We start from the raw sequence: 16,574 nt of genomic DNA, 5'->3' as shown, positions 1-16,574 counted from the left end.
TAGTTGTGTTAGGGTTTTTGCTGGATAATTGCAACTTTAAATACTGAAGAACGACCCTAAAACCAATTCAAACCGCTGAACATCAAAGCATTTTTAAGGTATTCACCTCTTGCTCGGTTAAATGTTTCCAATGGCCGCGAGGAATGTCCTTTTTGGTTAAGTGGCCAATAGCGACACAATCTAAACTCACAATATCGTAGTTGAAATATTCAAATATGGTACGGATAATGGTGTTTCCTGTGTTTTTAATTTTAAGCCCCACTTCGCGTTTTGAGGCGCCCTCGATATAACTGATTTCTTCAACTTCAACCAATTCACCATCAATTTTGAATCCGTTTTGGATTTTTTTGAAATCGTCGTGTTTTAAGTTTTTATCCAATTCAATATGAAACAAACGCGCCACACCGTTTTTGGAATTGGTGAACTTTTTCGTCACTGCATCATCATTGGTAAACAACAGCAACCCTTTTGAGTTCCTTCCCAAACGCCCAATAGGCTTTATTTTCGAATTAGTGGCATTGGCCACCAAATCCATTACCGTTCTTCCTTTAGTTTCGCTAGTGGTTGTTGCAAATCCTTTGGGTTTGTTCAACAAAACGTAAGCTTTTTTCTCCGGACTTATTCTTGAACCATCGTAACGCACTTCGTCGTCTGGTTTTACTTTATAGCCCATTTCGGTAACCACTTTTCCGTTCACGGTTACTAAGCCCGTTGCAATATGCACATCGGCCTCTCGGCGCGAACAAATGCCCGCGTTGGCCACGTATTTATTCAATCGGGTTTCATCGGGATTGCCCGATTTTTTCTGATTGGCGTTCGACTTTTTAATAGGTGCATTTCCCCTAGCATAACTGGCAAAGCGCTTATTTCCGCTTCCTCGCCCCGATGGCTTTCCTTTTCCTTTGCCCCCTTGATGTCTGTTCATGTTCTTAAATTTTGTACAAAGATAAAGTTAATATTGTGATTGTGTATTTATAGCTTCGGTTTTGTTTTATTTGGAAACATTCAAACCCCGTCTTTTAAATGCGGTTTAAAACCACACTCACCTTTATTAATACAATTGAAAACACCCCAACAACAATGATAAATTTAAGAATATTATGAAGAATGAGATAATGTGTTTTTGTTTGCGATCGCCAAAGAACTAGCAAAAAAACCACCAACAGACCAATGCTTAAATAGAAGTACCAATACATGTACCCCACATCGTAACGGTAGAGCAACATATAGGTAGGCACCAATGTTAAAACCGACAGCACCGTTAACATGATTTTCGACACTTTTTCGCCATAAGCCACGGGGATGGTTTTGTAGCCTTGGGCCAAATCGCCCGTTATGTTCTCCAAATCTTTGGTGAGTTCGCGCATGGAAATAAGCAAAAATAGAAACAGCGCGTGAACAAAAATGACGGTTTCGAAATTTTTGTAATACATAAAAATGGCAAAAAATGGCGTTATGGTTAAAATGGCCGAAACCAAATTCCCAACAAATGGCATTTTTTTGAGTTTATGTGAATAAAACCAAATGGCAAAAATGTAAATAGCAAAAAACACCACCGCCTTAAACGAGACATAACTCGCCATGACCACCGCCAAAAAATTGAGCACGAAATAAAATGACAATTTGGTATTTTGGCTCACCAATCTATCCAATCGACTTTTAATGGGGCGATTGATTAAATCCTTCTCTGAATCGTAAAAATTATTGATGATGTACCCTCCCGCAATGGTTGCTGCCGAAGCCAACACCAGCACAAATAAATTGATATCGAAAAGCACTTCGTGCAACGGCAAATCGTGCGCCAAAATATAAATGGAAGCCAAATATTGGGCAATTACGATTACCAAAATATTGTAGCCACGAATAACAGAAAACATGCTGAAAAACTTAAGAAGAATGTGTTTCTGCCGTCTGCTTAACATAAAATTCAAATAAGATGACTCCCTGCAACGTCTTAGTTAAGATGCACTAAAATTTAAAGAATCTATTAGAAATTGTAAACCACTTCCAGTTTATGTGCAGAAAGTGCTTTTTTGGCTTTTTCAAAATCTTCGGTAAACCCTAAAATGTAGCCACCGCCCCCAGAGCCACAAAGCTTTAAGTAGTAGGCATTGGTGTCAATTCCTTTTTTCCAAAGTTCATGGAATTGCTGAGGAATCATCGGTTTAAAATGATTCAGTACAATTTTTGAAAGCTGTTTTGTGTTTTTGAACAGTGATTTTATATCGCCTTTTAAAAAATCATCCACACAAGCATCTGTATGCTTAATAAACTGATTTTTTAGCATATTTCTAAAGCCTTCCTGTTTCATATTTTCCATAAACAGACTCACCATCGGTGCCGTTTCACCAATAATACCGCTGTCTATTAAAAATACAGCGCCTTTACCATCGCTTTGCTGTGCCGGGATGCCTGTGGCTTCAATATTATCTTTTGAATTGATAAGAATAGGGATACTCAAATAACTGTTTAAAGGATCTAAACCAGACGATTTCCCATGGAAAAAGGATTCCATAGCCGAAAAAACCTGTTTTAATTTCAACAGTTTTTCGCGGGTTAGGTTTTCAAGCACCGTAATTTTATCGAAAGCATATTGGTCGTATATCGCAGCCACCAATGCACCACTACTTCCCACCCCGTAGCCTTGCGGAATGGACGAATCGAAATACATGCCTCCGTTAACATCTTCGGTAAGTTTCTCAATATCAAAACGCACCAAACCTTCGTCAATATCTTGAAGATAAGCAGCAAATCGCTTTAAACTTTCGTTGGATTTTAAGGCTGCCTCTGAAGTATTACCATCATTCTTTAACGCTCCGTTATAGAAGTTATAAGGAATAGATAGCCCTTTGGAATCTTTAATGATGCCATACTCACCAAAGAGTAAAATTTTCGAATAAAATAGAGGTCCTTTCATAAACTATATGGTTTTCAGAGCAATACGTTTAACAAATATAATGTTTTTTTAAACAAAAAATCATTTCTATAAAATGTTTTCAGCCCCCAAACCAATAACATCGCAAATATAATGACCATTTTGGCAATACGCAACTAATTCATTTTTAATGAATTTCAAAACATTTTCAGCTTCATTTTCCGGATAAAGCACGTGCACGTTGGCTCCGGCATCCAAGGTAAAACACACCTTCGAACCTGTTTCGTTTCGGTACGCCCAGATTTTATTGATGATTTCCAAAGTGTTGGGTTTCATCAAAATGAAGTATGGCATACTGGTCATCATCATGGCGTGCAAGGTCAACGCTTCGCTTTCAACCAATTTTACAAAGGCATCCAAGTCGCCCGTTTCTAAAATGGTTTTTATTTCCGAAATATTATTGTTGGCCTGTTTAAAGCGCTCTTGCGCAAACGGATGCCCGTGCATTAAATTATGCCCCACCGTACTGCTCACCTGCTTTTCACCTTTATCGACCAACAAAATCGTGTCTTGATAATTTTTAAAATGATCGTGCACTTTATACTGATATTTAACGCCGTACAAATCGCTGCTCCCTTCAATAGAACCGTGTTCGCCCCAAACCACCAGTGGCCCCTCAAGGCTTCTGCAGGCACTGCCCGAACCTAATCGTGCTAAAAAGGAGGCTTTTTGATTGAAAAAATCATCAGTCATTTCGACTCCGCTTGCTTCGTCTTCGCTCAACAACCTCTGCTCTACACTCAATAAACATAAGGCTAAAGCACTCATGCCCGATGCGGAAGAAGCTATACCAGAACTGTGCGGAAAAGTGTTTTCGGTTTCAATTTTAAAATGATAGGATTTTAAAAATGGTAAATACACCTCTACACGCTTGAAAAAGGTTTGGATTTTGGGTTTGAAGGCATCGTTTTTCTGTCCATCCAAAAACACTTCAAACGAAAAATCATCCGTCCCTTTGAGTGCAGCCGAAAGGTCTTTTTTTGAAAAACTGAGCTTCGTGATGGTTTTACATTGGTTTAATGTAAAGCTGATGGATGGATTTTCGGGAATTTGGTTTTTCTTTTTCCCCCAATATTTCACCAAAGCGATGTTACTGGGCGATGACCAAGAAAAAGTGCCGGATTCAACATTTACTGAATAAGGCTTTGGAACAAAATGGCTTTCTGTCATGATAAAGGTTTAGCTTCCTAATTTTTGACAAAAATAGTAATTACAAAATAGCTTTTTCATTCACCTGAAGCCAAAGCTAATAATTTTGCCATCGTCTTGTAATTTCTAGCTGTTGCCGTAGTGTTTAGCTTTCTTTCAATGATATTATTGTTCAGTTTTGCTTTACCGTAACCCGTTGCACAATGCAAATACACGCAGGCATCGGTAATAACAAAAGTTTCGTTGGGATAGGACATGCTTTTAACTTCCTTAACAACTCCCTCATTTGGTTTTGAAAACAACAAGACAAAGTAACTGTTTACCTTCTGTTCATCAGGAAACGGACAATTCTTTAAAATATTCTGAAAATCGGTTGGAGTTTTTACTAAAACGGGTACCTCGAAACCAAAATGTTTTAAAATTACAGAACGGATTTCATTTTCTAATTTTTGAATATTTTCCTCAGAAGACTGAAAAACAACATTACCACTTTGAATATAGGTTGCAACATTTTTAAGCCCCGCTCTTGTTAGCAAATTTCGTAACTCGGCCATCGGCACTTTCTTTTGGCCGCCAACGTTTATACCCCTTAATAATGCGATGTATGTAGTCATAATTTATGTTTCGTTTTTAACACACCCCTTACTCCCCTCTTTTTAGAGGGGAAACTCAAGCCTTATTTCTTTTCGAGCAACAGTTTCCCTCCTAACAAGGAGGGATTAAGGGAGGTGTAAGCTATTAAGCTATACTATTAGCAACAATATACGCCCCCGTCCAGGCATTTTGAAAATTGAACCCGCCTGTAACCGCATCTATGTTCAGCACTTCACCAGCAAAAAAGAGGTTTTCTATTTTTTTACTTTCGAAAGTTTTAAAATTAATTTCTTTTAAATCTACGCCACCCGCCGTTACAAATTCTTCCTTAAACGTACTTTTTCCGTTAATGTTAAAAACGGCTTCCGTTAGTTGTTTGGCCAAGTTTTCCAATTGGGCTTTGTTCAAATCGGCCCAACGGGTTTCAGCAGAAATACCTGAAGCCAAAACCAATTGATGCCAAAGTCGTTTAGGCAAATCGAATTGTGTGGATTTATAAACCGTTTTTTTTGCCAAATCGTGTTTTGCGCTTTTAATTTGCTCCAAACACCGTCCAAAAGATTGACGAATGAAATTAATCTCGATTTGGAATTTATAATCACGCTCGGCCAATTCAATCGCGCCAAATGCCGAAAGCTTTAAAATGGACGGCGCACTCAAACCCCAATGTGTAACCAGCAACGGGCCTTCACTCCACAAATTGGTGCCCAAAACTTTCACTTCAACATGAGGCGCCACCACCCCCGGAATACCGGAAATACGTTCGTCTTTAATATTGAAGGTAAACAACGACGGCACGGGCTGGGAAATGGTATGCCCCAGTTCCTCTAACATCTTCCACATTTTGGGGTTGCTGCCTGTGGCCACCAAAAGTTTTTCTGCCGAAAAGCTATTTTCGGAGGTTTCAATTTTAAAAAAATGTTCGGGTTTCGAAATGGATTTCACAGCATGGCCATAAAGCACCTCAACACCATGCTTTTCGGCTTCGCTTAAAAAACAATCGATAATGGTTTGTGACGAATTGGACACGGGAAACATCCTCCCGTCATCTTCAATTTTCAATTCCACGCCCCGTTTTTCGAACCACTCAATGGTATCGCCCGTCATAAACTGATGGAACGGTCCCAACAATTCCTTTTCGCCGCGCGGATAGTTTTTAATCAATTCCTGTGGAATAAACTCGGCATGCGTGACGTTACAGCGACCGCCACCCGACACCTTTACTTTGGCCAGGCCTTCCTTGCCACGCTCTAAAATGGCCACTTTTAAATGGGGGTGTTGCTCGGCTATATTGATAGCTGCAAAAAAACCTGCCGCCCCGCCGCCAATTATTATCACATCTTTTTTAATCATAACTTAAATGACGTTCAATTAATTCTGAAAAAGCTACTCCGTAATCAAAATCTGGCTTTCTAACATCTATTTCGTTAGCTTCAAAGAAATCATTCAAGTGACTATTCCAAGCGGCAGGATGAACTAAAGGTAATATCGGAATATTTTCAACGTGATTGCAAAAAGTCTTAACCACCTTTTTTTTAGATAGGGAATGTACTTTTTTACCAGTCAACTTTGTAATTATATCACTTCCAAAAGTGATAATAATGTGAGGGTCCACAAGATTTATTTCATTCAATAATATTTCTAAACTATTTGTGTTTATATCCTTTTTCCTAAAATAATCATAACTTCTGATTTCCTTAGAAGTTACTTTAACTCTAAAAAAAGTCTTGTAAAGGTCTGTTAGATAAACAAAATTATCTTTTTGAAGGTTTTCTATTATAGTTCTATATTTACTTTTTTTCTTGCTTTCCTTTTCACTTTCCTTTTTAATCATCAAATGCAAAGCATAAGGTGTACCCAACAAAACATCTGTTTGGATATTTGCCCCTATTACTTTTCCATTCGAATCTTTAGCTTCCTCAAAAGCAGAGGGATGTCTTAAAGGGTCAAGCCCAACAATCATAACCCGTTTGTTTGCTGTTTCAATATTTCCAAAATAAAAAGGCAAATCTATTCCTCTTAAATAAGCTTTCTCAGGCACATTTAACTTTTCATTGATTACTTTTTTATTTTGAATCCACTTGTCTTTAGTTCCAAGTCCATTAAACCAAGAGTTATATAAAAAACCTATTTCTTTTTTTGAAATATTAAGTATTTGTGAATTCACAATTTTCACAATCTCTTTTTTCAACTTATTATTATTCATTTTATCATTCATTGAGATTTTATTTTAATCATAATCTATCCGGAAAGTCTGAAATAATGCCATCTACCCCATAAGCTTTCAGCCGTTCAATATGGACTTTATCGTTGACCGTATATGTGATTACTTGCATATTATTAGATTGTATATTTTTGACATGCTCATCCGTAAGCATGGTATAATCAGGGTGAATGGAAACCGCTTGGATTTGCCGTGCAAAGTTAAGAGCTTCTTCCAAATTGGTATCGGTCAAAACGCCCAACATAATGGGAAGATGGGTGGCGTATACCTGTTCTAACAAATCCTTTTGAAAACTCGACACCAGAAAATCGCGCCAAGCCCAACCTTTTTTTTCAACATGACGTTCAATAAATCTGGCAACGGGCTTGGTCGTATTTTGTCCCTTTAATTCGATATTCAGTAGAGTATTATTATCCAAAACCGAAACAACTTCGTCTAAAGTGGGGATTTCAAACTCGCCCAAAACCTTCAATTGTTTTAATTCTGAAAGTGTTTTTTGGGCAATTTCGCCCGTGCTATTGGTAACACGATCTAAAGTAAAATCGTGGAATACCACCAGCTCGCCCGAAGCGCACACATGCACATCGACCTCAATGCCTGTTGCCCCTAGTTCTATAGCTTTTTTTACCGACTCTACTGTATTTTCGGCTATGTGGCCGGCTGCCCCGCGGTGACCTATTTTAAAAATGTCGAAATTCATGCTTTATTGTTTTGGACGCATCAAACCCTCTTGGGCTACCGAAGCTATTAATGTTCCATCGCGAGTAAAAATGTTTCCTCTGGCAAAGCCCCTAGCGTTTGAAGTACTGGGCGATTCCATGGAAAAGAGCAACCAATCATCTAAATCGAAATCGCGAAAATACCACATCGAGTGGTCTAAACTAGCCGTTTGCGTATTTCCCCAGTGCGCTTTACTGGCATGCGGGTTTAGCGCCGAGACCAAAATATTATAATCGGAAATATAGGTTAAAATCTGCTGTTTTTTTGATACATCCAAACCGTTAACATCGCCCTTTAACTTAAACCACACATCGGTAAACGGCGGTAAATCTTTTGGCTGCATCGGGTTGGGTATATAGGTTGGCTTAAAATCAATTGGGCGTTCAATTTCAAAAAACGATTTTAAACTTTTGGGCAGAAAATCGCCGTACTGGTGCAGTATATCTGTCCAACTCAACAGTTCTTCAGGCTGTTTTAAGTCAGATTTCATGTCAATTTGGTGATTGTAACCTTCTTCTTTTTTATGGAACGACGCCGAAAGAATAAAAATAGTCGAATCCTTTTGGTGCGCCGTAACCCGCCGTACCGAAAAACTTCTGCCATCCCTCACTTTGCTCACATTGTACGTAATACGCTGACTCAAATCGCCGGGCTCCAAAAAATAGGCATGCATGGAGTGCAGCACCCGCCCGTTAGTAATCGTTCTGCTCGCGGCATGAACGGCCTGCGCCAACACTTGTCCCCCAAAAACAATGGGACTGCCAACGGTTTTACTTTCACCGGTAAACTCGTTTTCGGTTACTTTTTCTAAAGTGAGCAAATTGAGTAAATCATCAACTGTAGTCATATTTCTTTTGGCTTTTCACCCTATAAATCTAATAAATTACACCAGCGTTTTAGGCAAGTTTTACAAATAGTTTAAGATTTTAAATTTTCCTGTTGGGCCTAAAGTGGGTATTTTGGTTCAAAATTAAAACTTCATGATTTATCAGCTTTCAAAACTTTGGGCACTTTTGTTAATATTTACGTCTTGTAACACCGGAAAACTAAATGTTATCGCCGATTTACCTTTGGGTTTGGAAGAAGCTTCGGCCGTTGAAATGGTAGCCAGCCAAGAATTACTTTGGACGATTGAAGATGCCGGAAACGATAATTATATTTTCGGTTTTAATACTGAAGGCAAAATGAAGAAGCGCATTAAAATTGAAAATGCAAAAAATAGGGATTGGGAAGATTTAACTTCAGATGGTGAGGGCAACCTCTACATTGGCGATTTTGGCAACAACAGTAAAAAGCGCGACCACTTTACCATTTATAAAGTTTCTGATTTTAAAAAAGGCGAAACCCATGCCGAACGCATTGACTTCGATTTACCCAAGAAAGTAAAACCCGAAGATTTTGAAGCCTTTTTTCTGCTGAACAATTACTTTTATATTTTCAGCAAAGAGAACAAATCGAGCATACTTTTAAAAGTACCCAATGCCATTGGCGAGCATACTGCCGAATTGGTCACCGACTTTAATCTGGATGGCAAGCACCACAAAATAACCTCGGCAGATATTAGTGAAAACGGCAAAACCATAGTCTTATTAAACCACGATAAACTTTGGAAGGTCACCGATTTTGAAGGCGACGAGTTCTTTAAAGGAAATATAGAAGAACTAAAGTTTGAACACAGTTCGCAAAAGGAAGGCATTTGTTTTAAAAACGATGACACAGTTTACATTACCGATGAAAAAAACAAAAGCGAGGGGGGCAATTTGTACACTTTCAGTTTAAAAATTTAAGCCGAAACCGAACGAAAACCTTAAGCCTTCCACACTATTAAAAAAGTTGAAAGTACCCGACAAACTTTCGGCAGCAGTTACCCAAAAACCACCTCCGTAATCGTTGTGCCATTTATCTGAAAAATCACCTCTTAGCCATACGCGCCCCACATCTGCACCGCCAAACACTCCAATTTGCAACGGCAAAGTACTGGTTTTAAACGATGGAAAACTAAAACGTAAATCGGCACTTCCCACAAGTGAGTTTTTACCCGTAAAGCGTTCGGTTCTAAATCCTCTTAACCCATTATTCCCTCCAATATTCGCCGCTTGGTAAAACACCAAATCGTCGCCTACACGTACTTGCGTGCGTACATCGGTTTTTAAAACTAAGGCTTTGTTTGTAGTTAGCGTGTTGTAAAAGCCTAAATCTGAATTAAGATAGCCATAAGTGTTTTTGGTATCCTTAAATTCGGTTTTACCCCCTACTTGCAAATGGAAGGTCATACCCTTTTTGGGGTTGATTTTATCATCAAAACTTTCGTAATTAAATTGCGCTTCCAAGCCTCCAAAATAGCGACGCTCGTAGAATTTGGTATTATCGGCCGATACAAATTCGTCAGTAATAAATCTGTCTGCTGTATTTTCTATTTCAATGCCTTCAAAAACGGTTCGTATTCCATAATCGCTACCAAAATTCCCCTTTTTCAGGATACCAGCTTTTACGGCATAAATACTTGTTTTTACACGATTGTAATCTAAATCGAGGTCATCATCATTATTTGGCGTTTCGTTTCCGTAGCCAAAAAAGTTATTGGTAAAATTCTCGGAAGTGAACTGCCCACCGATATGCAAATTCCAATCGTTCATAATGTTGGCGAATTCGCCATCGTAATTCAGTGAAAATCCACTGGTTGCGAAATAATACCCTCCCTTAAAACGGTGTTGTTGCGAAAACGGATTTCGCTGAAAACCTTTGGTAGTGAGTGAATACGCCATTCCTACTGAAAAACCATCATCTGGATTAAAACCTACGGCCGGTGTAATAACGCTGGTTTTGGTAATGTTTTTGTTGAAATCGAAAAGGTTGAGTTTATAAACATCGGTAAGCCTGATGGTAGCCCCTTTCTTTTCCTTTATGGTGTTTTTCTTGCTTTCGTGGTCATAAACCTTAATGCGTCTTCCATGTTTTATAATGTAAGTATCATTCTCCTGCCCGCCAATCAACCGAGTAAAGATTAAGTTATTTGCCTTTCCGGTAACTTCAAAAACATCTTTATCGTCCAATCCGTAGATCCATATTTCTTTGGTAATATCCCTGTTAAAAGTACGATCTACAATCACCTTATCTTTTTTTCCATCAATGATTCTGGATATTTTTACGTGGGTTTCCTTATCGGCAGTTCGGGTCACTTCAATATAATCGTCTTTATCGGTTCCCGTTAAAATCACCAACTCATTCAGGTAATTATAATATCGCGTAGCAATATTTTGAAGATTAGCCCGACGGCCTTTTAATTTTTCCTTTATATCATCAAGTGTTTTGTCGTGCACCTCCTTTGGCACTTTAGCGAAGGCTCGCTCTATTACCTCGTCGGTTATATGTTCCTGAATGAATTTAGCATGCTCAAGCCAGGCATCCATTTCGGATCGCTGAATGAGTACCCGATCCAGCTTTATACCGGCACTGTTCATCCATTTTATATTTTTCAACTTATCATCATAAACCTGCAACTGTTTGGTTGAACCTGAAATAATGCGCATCACATCAAGTAACGCGCCATCAAAATTCGAGAACACCTGATCGCGGTCCCGTGGTATGGGTCTGTAATAATGGTCGCCGTTTTCCATATCGAACTGTGCCCAGCGCCATTGGTCCTGGTGCCGGTCCCAATCGCCAATAAGCATATCGAACAATCGAGCCCTTATAAAAGCATTTTCGTCAATTTTATGTTCTTCATCTTCCCTGATTTTCTCAATAATATCGTGGGTACTCTCAATATCATCAGCATAACCAAAATTCTTTTCGTTTGAATAATTTTCCTCCGGGCGTTCTTCAATCATGTAAAGCTCACCTCCGTATTCTGCGTTGAATTCCCCTAAATGCTTGTGCTTCGGAACAAAATACAGGTTGGGATTGGTATGGTAGATTTCTGCTGCATCCGACAAATCGGGAACCGCCATAAAAGCATAGGGATGCGCCGCGGTATAAAAATCTAAAATAAGTTGCTCTACAGCCGTTTGTTCAAATTCATCTTGAATGTAATTATCTTTAAACAGTACGGTTTGCAAATACTGGGTGGCACTTTTTCGCAGTGCGCGCATGTTCAGTTCCCGGCCATCTTTAGTTTTTAATCGCAGTGACCGGGTTTGGTGCCCACCGCCTTTACGCACTACTTCCAATCCGCCATAAAGTGTATCTAAAGTAGCGACTTGTGCTGTAATTTTTGTACTGTACACATCGCGATAATGGTCGCCCCAAACCGATTTAAAAAATCCAGACACATCGGTTTCCTCTTTGGAATAAATTGAAACTTCAACAGCCTGCGGAAAGGATTCGGGCAACTTTGAAATATCGTAGGCTTCTGTTGGCGGATATACTTCTTTGGTGAACAACAATTTAGGCTCGCCGTTTTCTTCCCCATAAAAACGCACCCAACTACTGCCATCCATAAACACCGTAAGTTCTGCAAAACCTTGCTTTCCATACGAAAACAAACCGTTGTTGCTCAATTCGGCATACGACTCCTTAGCGCCCGATCCCGAAACTATTTGTTTTATACTTTCGTTTTCGGCCACACTTTGGTTTTCAATATACTGCAAAGTATGTTCGTGCCCCGATACAAAAACCAAGTTTTCAACACCAATGGCCATGGTTTCCAAACGGTTCATCAATTCGTGGTAGCGCTCGTTGTAGCGGTCTTGAATGGACACCCCGCCCTGCGTTCTAATCTGGGTTATAAACGAGGCTATCCCGGGCAAGGGTATTTTTTTCTGAAAAGGATATAAATGTTTTTTAAACGCATATTTTCCACCGTGCGTTCCATTGGTGTACATAGGGTGGTGCATGGCAAACACGATAGTTTTGTTTTGGGCTTTTTTCAATTCGCCTTCCAACTCCAATAAAAAGCGCTCCCTTGTTTTTATTTCGCATTCGTCATTCACTTCTGGATGGCTGTTCCAATTTTCGAGATACCATTGCGTGTCTATAACTATCAACTGAATGGTTTCGCCCACATCAATACTTTCCAGCGGACAACCGTTTTCTGGCTGAAAGGTGTTTTTCCCCAAGGCTTCTTCAATATATTTTTCCTGTCTTTTCAAACCCTTTAAACCATTGGAATACCAATCGTGGTTTCCGGGAATAAAAAGTACTTCGCCCTTAAAATTCTTAACCGATTTTATTTGTCCGTTTAAGGCATTTTCGGCCGAGCTACGGTTTTTATCGCCTTTTGATGGCAACCCCGACGGGTAAATATTATCACCCAAAAAAAGGGCAAAATCTTTTTTGGTTGCCTTTCCTTCAATATGTTTATTGAAAGCCGTTAAAGCTCCAGACATGCCGCCTGTTGGCGAAATTCCAGCATCGCCAATTAAATAAAAGGTTCGGTCAATTTCTTTATCAGGAAACGAAACCTCTTTATGATTTTTATTTGAATATTGGGGTTTGTAAGTGGCACAAGCACTGATAATGACAAGCACAGCTAAAACTGAAAAATATTTAAGTATCTTCATATTTAATTTTATATGAAAGCGAAATTAAAGGCTTTTGATTCCTAAAGATATTGCATTTAGATAAATAATTGCCCCAAAAGAAAAGGCAAAATTAAGAACCCCTTGTTATCCTCGATTACTCATTGAGCTTAAGTGATTTAATTTTTCTGCGTTTACGGCTGCTGAATACTTCTTTAACAACAACCTTAATTTGGGTGTTATAAAATTTTCACAGAATGGCTTTTCGGGATTTTTATAGTAGTAATCTCGAATTTGCTCCCGGGACGGCTTGAAGCTTTGAAATGGCAAAACCCGTGTTATGAATGGATTTTCAAACAACGATTGAAGTTCGCTCAAAATGTCTTTGCAAGCTTTTGATTGTTCTTCTGAAAAAGAATAAATGGCCGACCGGTATTTTTTACGCATGGAATGGTTTGAGGTGCTTTTATGCGTTTGCAAATGAATTTCTATCAAGGTTTTGAGCGGTATTTCATTGGCTTTGAAATGGACAATAACCGCTTCAGACCACGATGCTTCATCGCCGTGTGAAGCCACATAGCCTTGCTCCACTTTATAAACGCCCACCAACGATTGAAACACCGCTTCGGTACACCAATGGCAGCCACCTCCAAGTGCTATTTCATCCATTTTCGATGCTTTTGTAATGATTTAAAAAATGAATCACTTTTTGGGCAGGCATTTCGCAAGGTTTTAATTGCTCCGATTGTTTTGTGATATAATAATTCAAACTGATAAAATCGGTATCACCCAAGGCTTCAGCAAAAACTTTAAAACTTTTTCCGTTGTTGAAATCCGTTCGGGTAACGCCGTATTTTTTGTTTTGATATTCTACTACCGAATAGCCCATCGGCAACCCTTTTATTTTGTCCAACAACCCCATTTACGAACTGCACGACAGCATGGAGCAACCTACTTTATGCCTGGCCCATTCCGGGCGTTTAGCAAACCATTTTTCATACTCCGGTTGCTCCGCATAAGGATACTTTAAAAGTTGAAATAACTCCTCAACTAATTTGTAATCCCCTTTTTCGGCATCGTCTATGGCGAGTTGTGCCATGTAATTTCGCAATACGTATTTTGGATTAACAGCATTCATTTTTTCTTTTCTTTCTTCATCAGAAAGTTGTTCTTGGCTAAACCTCTCGGCGTAGCGCTTAAACCATTTTTGCCACTTTTCTTCAATATCTTCGGAAAGCTCGTCGAGATTATAAAAAGCATCTTTTATTATTGCCAATCCCTCGGAAGTTTTTTCGGCTGAAAAGCCACTTAAATTTCTAAAGAAAATAGTCATATCCGTTTCTGCCAACAGCAAATTATCTTCCAATTCTTGGATTAGAGACGCATCAAAAGCATCTTCTTTTTCCAATCCCAATTTGGAACGCATCATACTTAAGGATTTTGTTTCGAACCCTGTTTTATAATCATCCAAAATAGCCTGAAATGGCTCTGCCTCCTCCACCAAAGGATACAGCGCATTGGCAAGTTGGTATAAATTCCAAAGTCCGATATTGGGCTGATTTCCGTAGCGGTAGCGTTTGTGTTGTCTATCGGTGGTGTTGGGCGTCCAACCATAATCGAAACCTTCCAGCCAACCGTAAGGCCCATAATCGATGGTGAGACCCAAAATGGACATATTATCGGTGTTCATTACCCCGTGCACAAAGCCCACCCGTTGCCAATGGATAATCATGTCGAGGGTTAGTTGGGCTACTTCTTTAAAGAAAGCGACATAGGCATCTTTTGAAGGTGCTCCCAAATGCGGGAAGTGGTGTTTTATGGTAAAATCCACCAAGGTTTTCAACATCCCATGTTCCTGTCGGGCCGCAAAAATTTGATAATTTCCAAAGCGTAAAAAACTGGGCGCCACTCGCGACACCACTGCCCCGGGCTCGTAGGCTGGATTACCATTGTACATCACATCGCGAAGTACGCTATCGCCCGTCAATACCAACGATAAAGCCCTTGTTGTGGGCACGCCCAAATAAAACATGGCCTCGCTACACAAGTACTCTCTTATGGACGAGCGCAACACGGCCAATCCGTCAGCTGTTCGTGAATACGGTGTTTCACCCGCCCCTTTTAATTGAACTACCCAATGCTTATTTTTATGCTCTACCTCAAACAAATTGATAGCCCGGCCATCGCCCAATTGCCCGGCCCAGTTTCCAAACTGATGCCCACCGTAGCACATGGCATAGGGGTTGGTTTCGGGAAACACCTCATTACCCGTAAGCACATTCAAAAAAGTTTTAGATTTGGTATCTTCCTCAGTTAAGTCCAAGTTTTCAAGCATATCTGGCGATACGTGAATCAATTCAGGATTTGAGGTTTTTTTAGGAGTAACAAATGAAAAACAGGCCGATTTTACCTGCCTTCTGGTATTATCCAAAATTGGGTCGGCTGGTAATTCAACGTTAAATCGGTCTTTTATTTTAAGCTGCATTTATTTCAATTTATCGGCATGAAGCTTTCTAAGCTTGGCCAGTTTAGGTGTAATTACAAAACTGCAAAACCCTTGTGTTGTATTATTTCGGTAATAATCTTGGTGGTAATCTTCAGCTTTATAAAATATTTTTAATGGAGCAATCTCGGTAACAATAGGGTCGTTGTAATACGGCGCCATTTGTTTCACCACTTTTTCCGCAATGCTCTTTTGCTCGTTGTCGTGATAATAAATCACCGACCTGTATTGCGTACCCACATCGCCTCCTTGACGGTTTAACGTAGTTGGGTCGTGCGTAGTCATAAAAATAACCAGTACATCTTCATACGAAATTTGGTTGGCATCAAAGGTAATTTGAACCACTTCGGCATGGCCTGTCAAACCCGAGCATACCTCTTTATATGTTGGGTGACCCGGGGCGTTGCCTCCCGAATAACCTGAAACTACTTTTTCTACGCCTTTAATTTCTTGAAAAACGGCTTCGGTACACCAAAAACACCCACCACCAACTGTGGCTACTTGTATATTTTTATCAGTCATTTACTTTTTCTTTTTTTAATGTCATTGATTCTGAATTGATACAATATCGTAATCCGCTAGGCTCAGGACCATCGGGAAAAACGTGCCCTAAATGCGCATCGCAAGTATTGCACATGACTTCTACCCTAACCATTCCAAACGAACTGTCTTTCTCGTACTTAATAGCATTTTCCTCAATAGGCTGGGTAAAACTAGGCCAACCTGTTCCTGAATTAAACTTTATGGTAGAATCGAAAAGTGGGGTGTCGCAACACACGCAATTATATTGCCCCGCTTCATAGGCAGCACACAGTGCACCACTGTGCGGACGCTCGGTCCCTTTCTCCCTCGTAATCCTAAATTGTTCTGGAGTGAGTTGCGCTTTCCATTCTTCCTCTGGTTTTTCCACCCGCCTATCGGGTTTTGGGTTTCCGTTAACCGAAAAATTTATAATGTCTTTCCAAGTAAGCATACTTTTGGATTTCTTTT

The 16,574-nt window shown here is 39.6% G+C and carries 16 protein-coding genes; 1 reads left to right on the top strand and 15 read right to left on the bottom strand.

All coding sequences use genetic code 11. From position 1 onward, the window contains the following. Positions 1-82 precede the first annotated feature (82 nt). The 9 genes from ABI125_02485 to ABI125_02445 form a co-directional block, all read right to left on the bottom strand. The gene (locus ABI125_02485; GenBank protein XCF06736.1) at positions 83-925 is read right to left on the bottom strand and encodes a pseudouridine synthase; all 843 of its coding nucleotides are present in this window, start codon (positions 923-925) and stop codon (positions 83-85) included. A 94-nt stretch (positions 926-1,019) separates the two neighbouring features. After that, complete coding sequence (locus ABI125_02480; protein XCF06735.1) at positions 1,020-1,922, bottom strand: geranylgeranylglycerol-phosphate geranylgeranyltransferase; 903 nt, start codon at positions 1,920-1,922, stop codon at positions 1,020-1,022. 65 nt (positions 1,923-1,987) lie between these two features. Continuing rightward, entirely contained in the window at positions 1,988-2,917 is a 930-nt protein-coding gene (locus tag ABI125_02475; GenBank protein ID XCF06734.1) for a mevalonate kinase, read from the bottom strand. Positions 2,918-2,983: 66 nt separating this feature from the next. Beyond that, positions 2,984-4,105, bottom strand: a complete 1,122-nt coding sequence (locus ABI125_02470) for a diphosphomevalonate decarboxylase (protein XCF06733.1) — start codon at positions 4,103-4,105, stop codon at positions 2,984-2,986. A 56-nt stretch (positions 4,106-4,161) separates the two neighbouring features. Further along, positions 4,162-4,698 carry a DUF1697 domain-containing protein gene (locus ABI125_02465; GenBank protein ID XCF06732.1) on the bottom strand — a complete coding sequence of 179 codons (537 nt, stop codon included), beginning with the start codon at positions 4,696-4,698 and terminating at the stop codon, positions 4,162-4,164. Positions 4,699-4,822: 124 nt separating this feature from the next. Beyond that, positions 4,823-6,031 (bottom strand): NAD(P)/FAD-dependent oxidoreductase, encoded by a 1,209-nt coding sequence (locus tag ABI125_02460; GenBank protein ID XCF06731.1) that lies wholly within the window; start codon positions 6,029-6,031, stop codon positions 4,823-4,825. Beyond that, positions 6,024-6,896: a uracil-DNA glycosylase family protein gene (locus tag ABI125_02455; protein ID XCF06730.1), complete on the bottom strand. Its 873-nt coding sequence runs from the start codon at positions 6,894-6,896 to the stop codon at positions 6,024-6,026. The genes ABI125_02460 and ABI125_02455 overlap by 8 nt, the downstream gene beginning before the upstream one ends. A gap of 16 nt (positions 6,897-6,912) precedes the next feature. Then, a complete protein-coding gene (locus ABI125_02450) occupies positions 6,913-7,602 on the bottom strand; it encodes a glycerophosphodiester phosphodiesterase family protein (GenBank protein ID XCF06729.1) in 690 nt (229 codons plus the stop codon). Between the two features lie 3 nt (positions 7,603-7,605). After that, entirely contained in the window at positions 7,606-8,469 is an 864-nt protein-coding gene (locus ABI125_02445; GenBank protein ID XCF06728.1) for an acyl-CoA thioesterase II, read from the bottom strand. Positions 8,470-8,602: 133 nt separating this feature from the next. On the opposite strand from ABI125_02445, the gene ABI125_02440 reads away from it, so the two are divergent. Further along, positions 8,603-9,409, top strand: a complete 807-nt coding sequence (locus ABI125_02440) for a hypothetical protein (protein ID XCF06727.1) — start codon at positions 8,603-8,605, stop codon at positions 9,407-9,409. Here ABI125_02440 and ABI125_02435 read toward each other — a convergent pair. The 6 genes from ABI125_02435 to msrB all read right to left on the bottom strand — a co-directional run bounded on the left by ABI125_02435 (position 9,398) and on the right by msrB (position 16,557). Next, positions 9,398-13,123, bottom strand: a complete 3,726-nt coding sequence (locus ABI125_02435; GenBank protein ID XCF06726.1) for a metallophosphoesterase — start codon at positions 13,121-13,123, stop codon at positions 9,398-9,400. The genes ABI125_02440 and ABI125_02435 overlap by 12 nt on opposite strands. Positions 13,124-13,228: 105 nt before the next feature. Then, positions 13,229-13,750, bottom strand: coding sequence for a peptide-methionine (S)-S-oxide reductase (locus ABI125_02430; GenBank protein XCF06725.1), 522 nt, complete (start codon positions 13,748-13,750; stop codon positions 13,229-13,231). Beyond that, on the bottom strand, positions 13,743-14,003 hold the full coding sequence (locus ABI125_02425; protein ID XCF06724.1) for a peptide methionine sulfoxide reductase: 261 nt from the start codon (positions 14,001-14,003) through the stop codon (positions 13,743-13,745). The genes ABI125_02430 and ABI125_02425 overlap by 8 nt, the downstream gene beginning before the upstream one ends. After that, positions 14,004-15,566, bottom strand: coding sequence for a protein adenylyltransferase SelO (locus tag ABI125_02420; protein ID XCF06723.1), 1,563 nt, complete (start codon positions 15,564-15,566; stop codon positions 14,004-14,006). Then, complete coding sequence (gene msrA, locus ABI125_02415) at positions 15,567-16,106, bottom strand: peptide-methionine (S)-S-oxide reductase MsrA (protein XCF06722.1); 540 nt, start codon at positions 16,104-16,106, stop codon at positions 15,567-15,569. Next, positions 16,099-16,557 (bottom strand): peptide-methionine (R)-S-oxide reductase MsrB, encoded by a 459-nt coding sequence (msrB, locus tag ABI125_02410; protein ID XCF06721.1) that lies wholly within the window; start codon positions 16,555-16,557, stop codon positions 16,099-16,101. The genes msrA and msrB overlap by 8 nt, the downstream gene beginning before the upstream one ends. Positions 16,558-16,574 lie beyond the last annotated feature (17 nt).

It is taken from the genome of Tamlana crocina (genome assembly GCA_040429635.1).
Taxonomy (GTDB): domain Bacteria; phylum Bacteroidota; class Bacteroidia; order Flavobacteriales; family Flavobacteriaceae; genus Flavisericum; species Flavisericum crocinum.
The sequence above is the reverse complement of the archived record's forward strand: the minus strand, read 5'-3'. Positions and strand labels throughout refer to the sequence as shown.

What these genes read in the sequence shown, in the direction of transcription:
- ABI125_02445 (XCF06728.1), bottom strand. Translation starts at nt 8,469, where the DNA reads ATGACTACAGTTGATGATTTACTCAATTTGCTCACTTTAGAAAAAGTA.
- msrA (XCF06722.1), bottom strand. Translation starts at nt 16,106, where the DNA reads ATGACTGATAAAAATATACAAGTAGCCACAGTTGGTGGTGGGTGTTTT.
- ABI125_02485 (XCF06736.1), bottom strand. Translation starts at nt 925, where the DNA reads ATGAACAGACATCAAGGGGGCAAAGGAAAAGGAAAGCCATCGGGGCGA.
- ABI125_02460 (XCF06731.1), bottom strand. Translation starts at nt 6,031, where the DNA reads ATGATTAAAAAAGATGTGATAATAATTGGCGGCGGGGCGGCAGGTTTT.
- ABI125_02435 (XCF06726.1), bottom strand. Translation starts at nt 13,123, where the DNA reads ATGAAGATACTTAAATATTTTTCAGTTTTAGCTGTGCTTGTCATTATC.
- ABI125_02475 (XCF06734.1), bottom strand. Translation starts at nt 2,917, where the DNA reads ATGAAAGGACCTCTATTTTATTCGAAAATTTTACTCTTTGGTGAGTAT.
- ABI125_02425 (XCF06724.1), bottom strand. Translation starts at nt 14,003, where the DNA reads ATGGGGTTGTTGGACAAAATAAAAGGGTTGCCGATGGGCTATTCGGTA.
- ABI125_02440 (XCF06727.1), top strand. Translation starts at nt 8,603, where the DNA reads ATGATTTATCAGCTTTCAAAACTTTGGGCACTTTTGTTAATATTTACG.
- ABI125_02480 (XCF06735.1), bottom strand. Translation starts at nt 1,922, where the DNA reads ATGTTAAGCAGACGGCAGAAACACATTCTTCTTAAGTTTTTCAGCATG.
- ABI125_02470 (XCF06733.1), bottom strand. Translation starts at nt 4,105, where the DNA reads ATGACAGAAAGCCATTTTGTTCCAAAGCCTTATTCAGTAAATGTTGAA.
- msrB (XCF06721.1), bottom strand. Translation starts at nt 16,557, where the DNA reads ATGCTTACTTGGAAAGACATTATAAATTTTTCGGTTAACGGAAACCCA.
- ABI125_02430 (XCF06725.1), bottom strand. Translation starts at nt 13,750, where the DNA reads ATGGATGAAATAGCACTTGGAGGTGGCTGCCATTGGTGTACCGAAGCG.
- ABI125_02465 (XCF06732.1), bottom strand. Translation starts at nt 4,698, where the DNA reads ATGACTACATACATCGCATTATTAAGGGGTATAAACGTTGGCGGCCAA.
- ABI125_02455 (XCF06730.1), bottom strand. Translation starts at nt 6,896, where the DNA reads ATGAATGATAAAATGAATAATAATAAGTTGAAAAAAGAGATTGTGAAA.
- ABI125_02420 (XCF06723.1), bottom strand. Translation starts at nt 15,566, where the DNA reads ATGCAGCTTAAAATAAAAGACCGATTTAACGTTGAATTACCAGCCGAC.
- ABI125_02450 (XCF06729.1), bottom strand. Translation starts at nt 7,602, where the DNA reads ATGAATTTCGACATTTTTAAAATAGGTCACCGCGGGGCAGCCGGCCAC.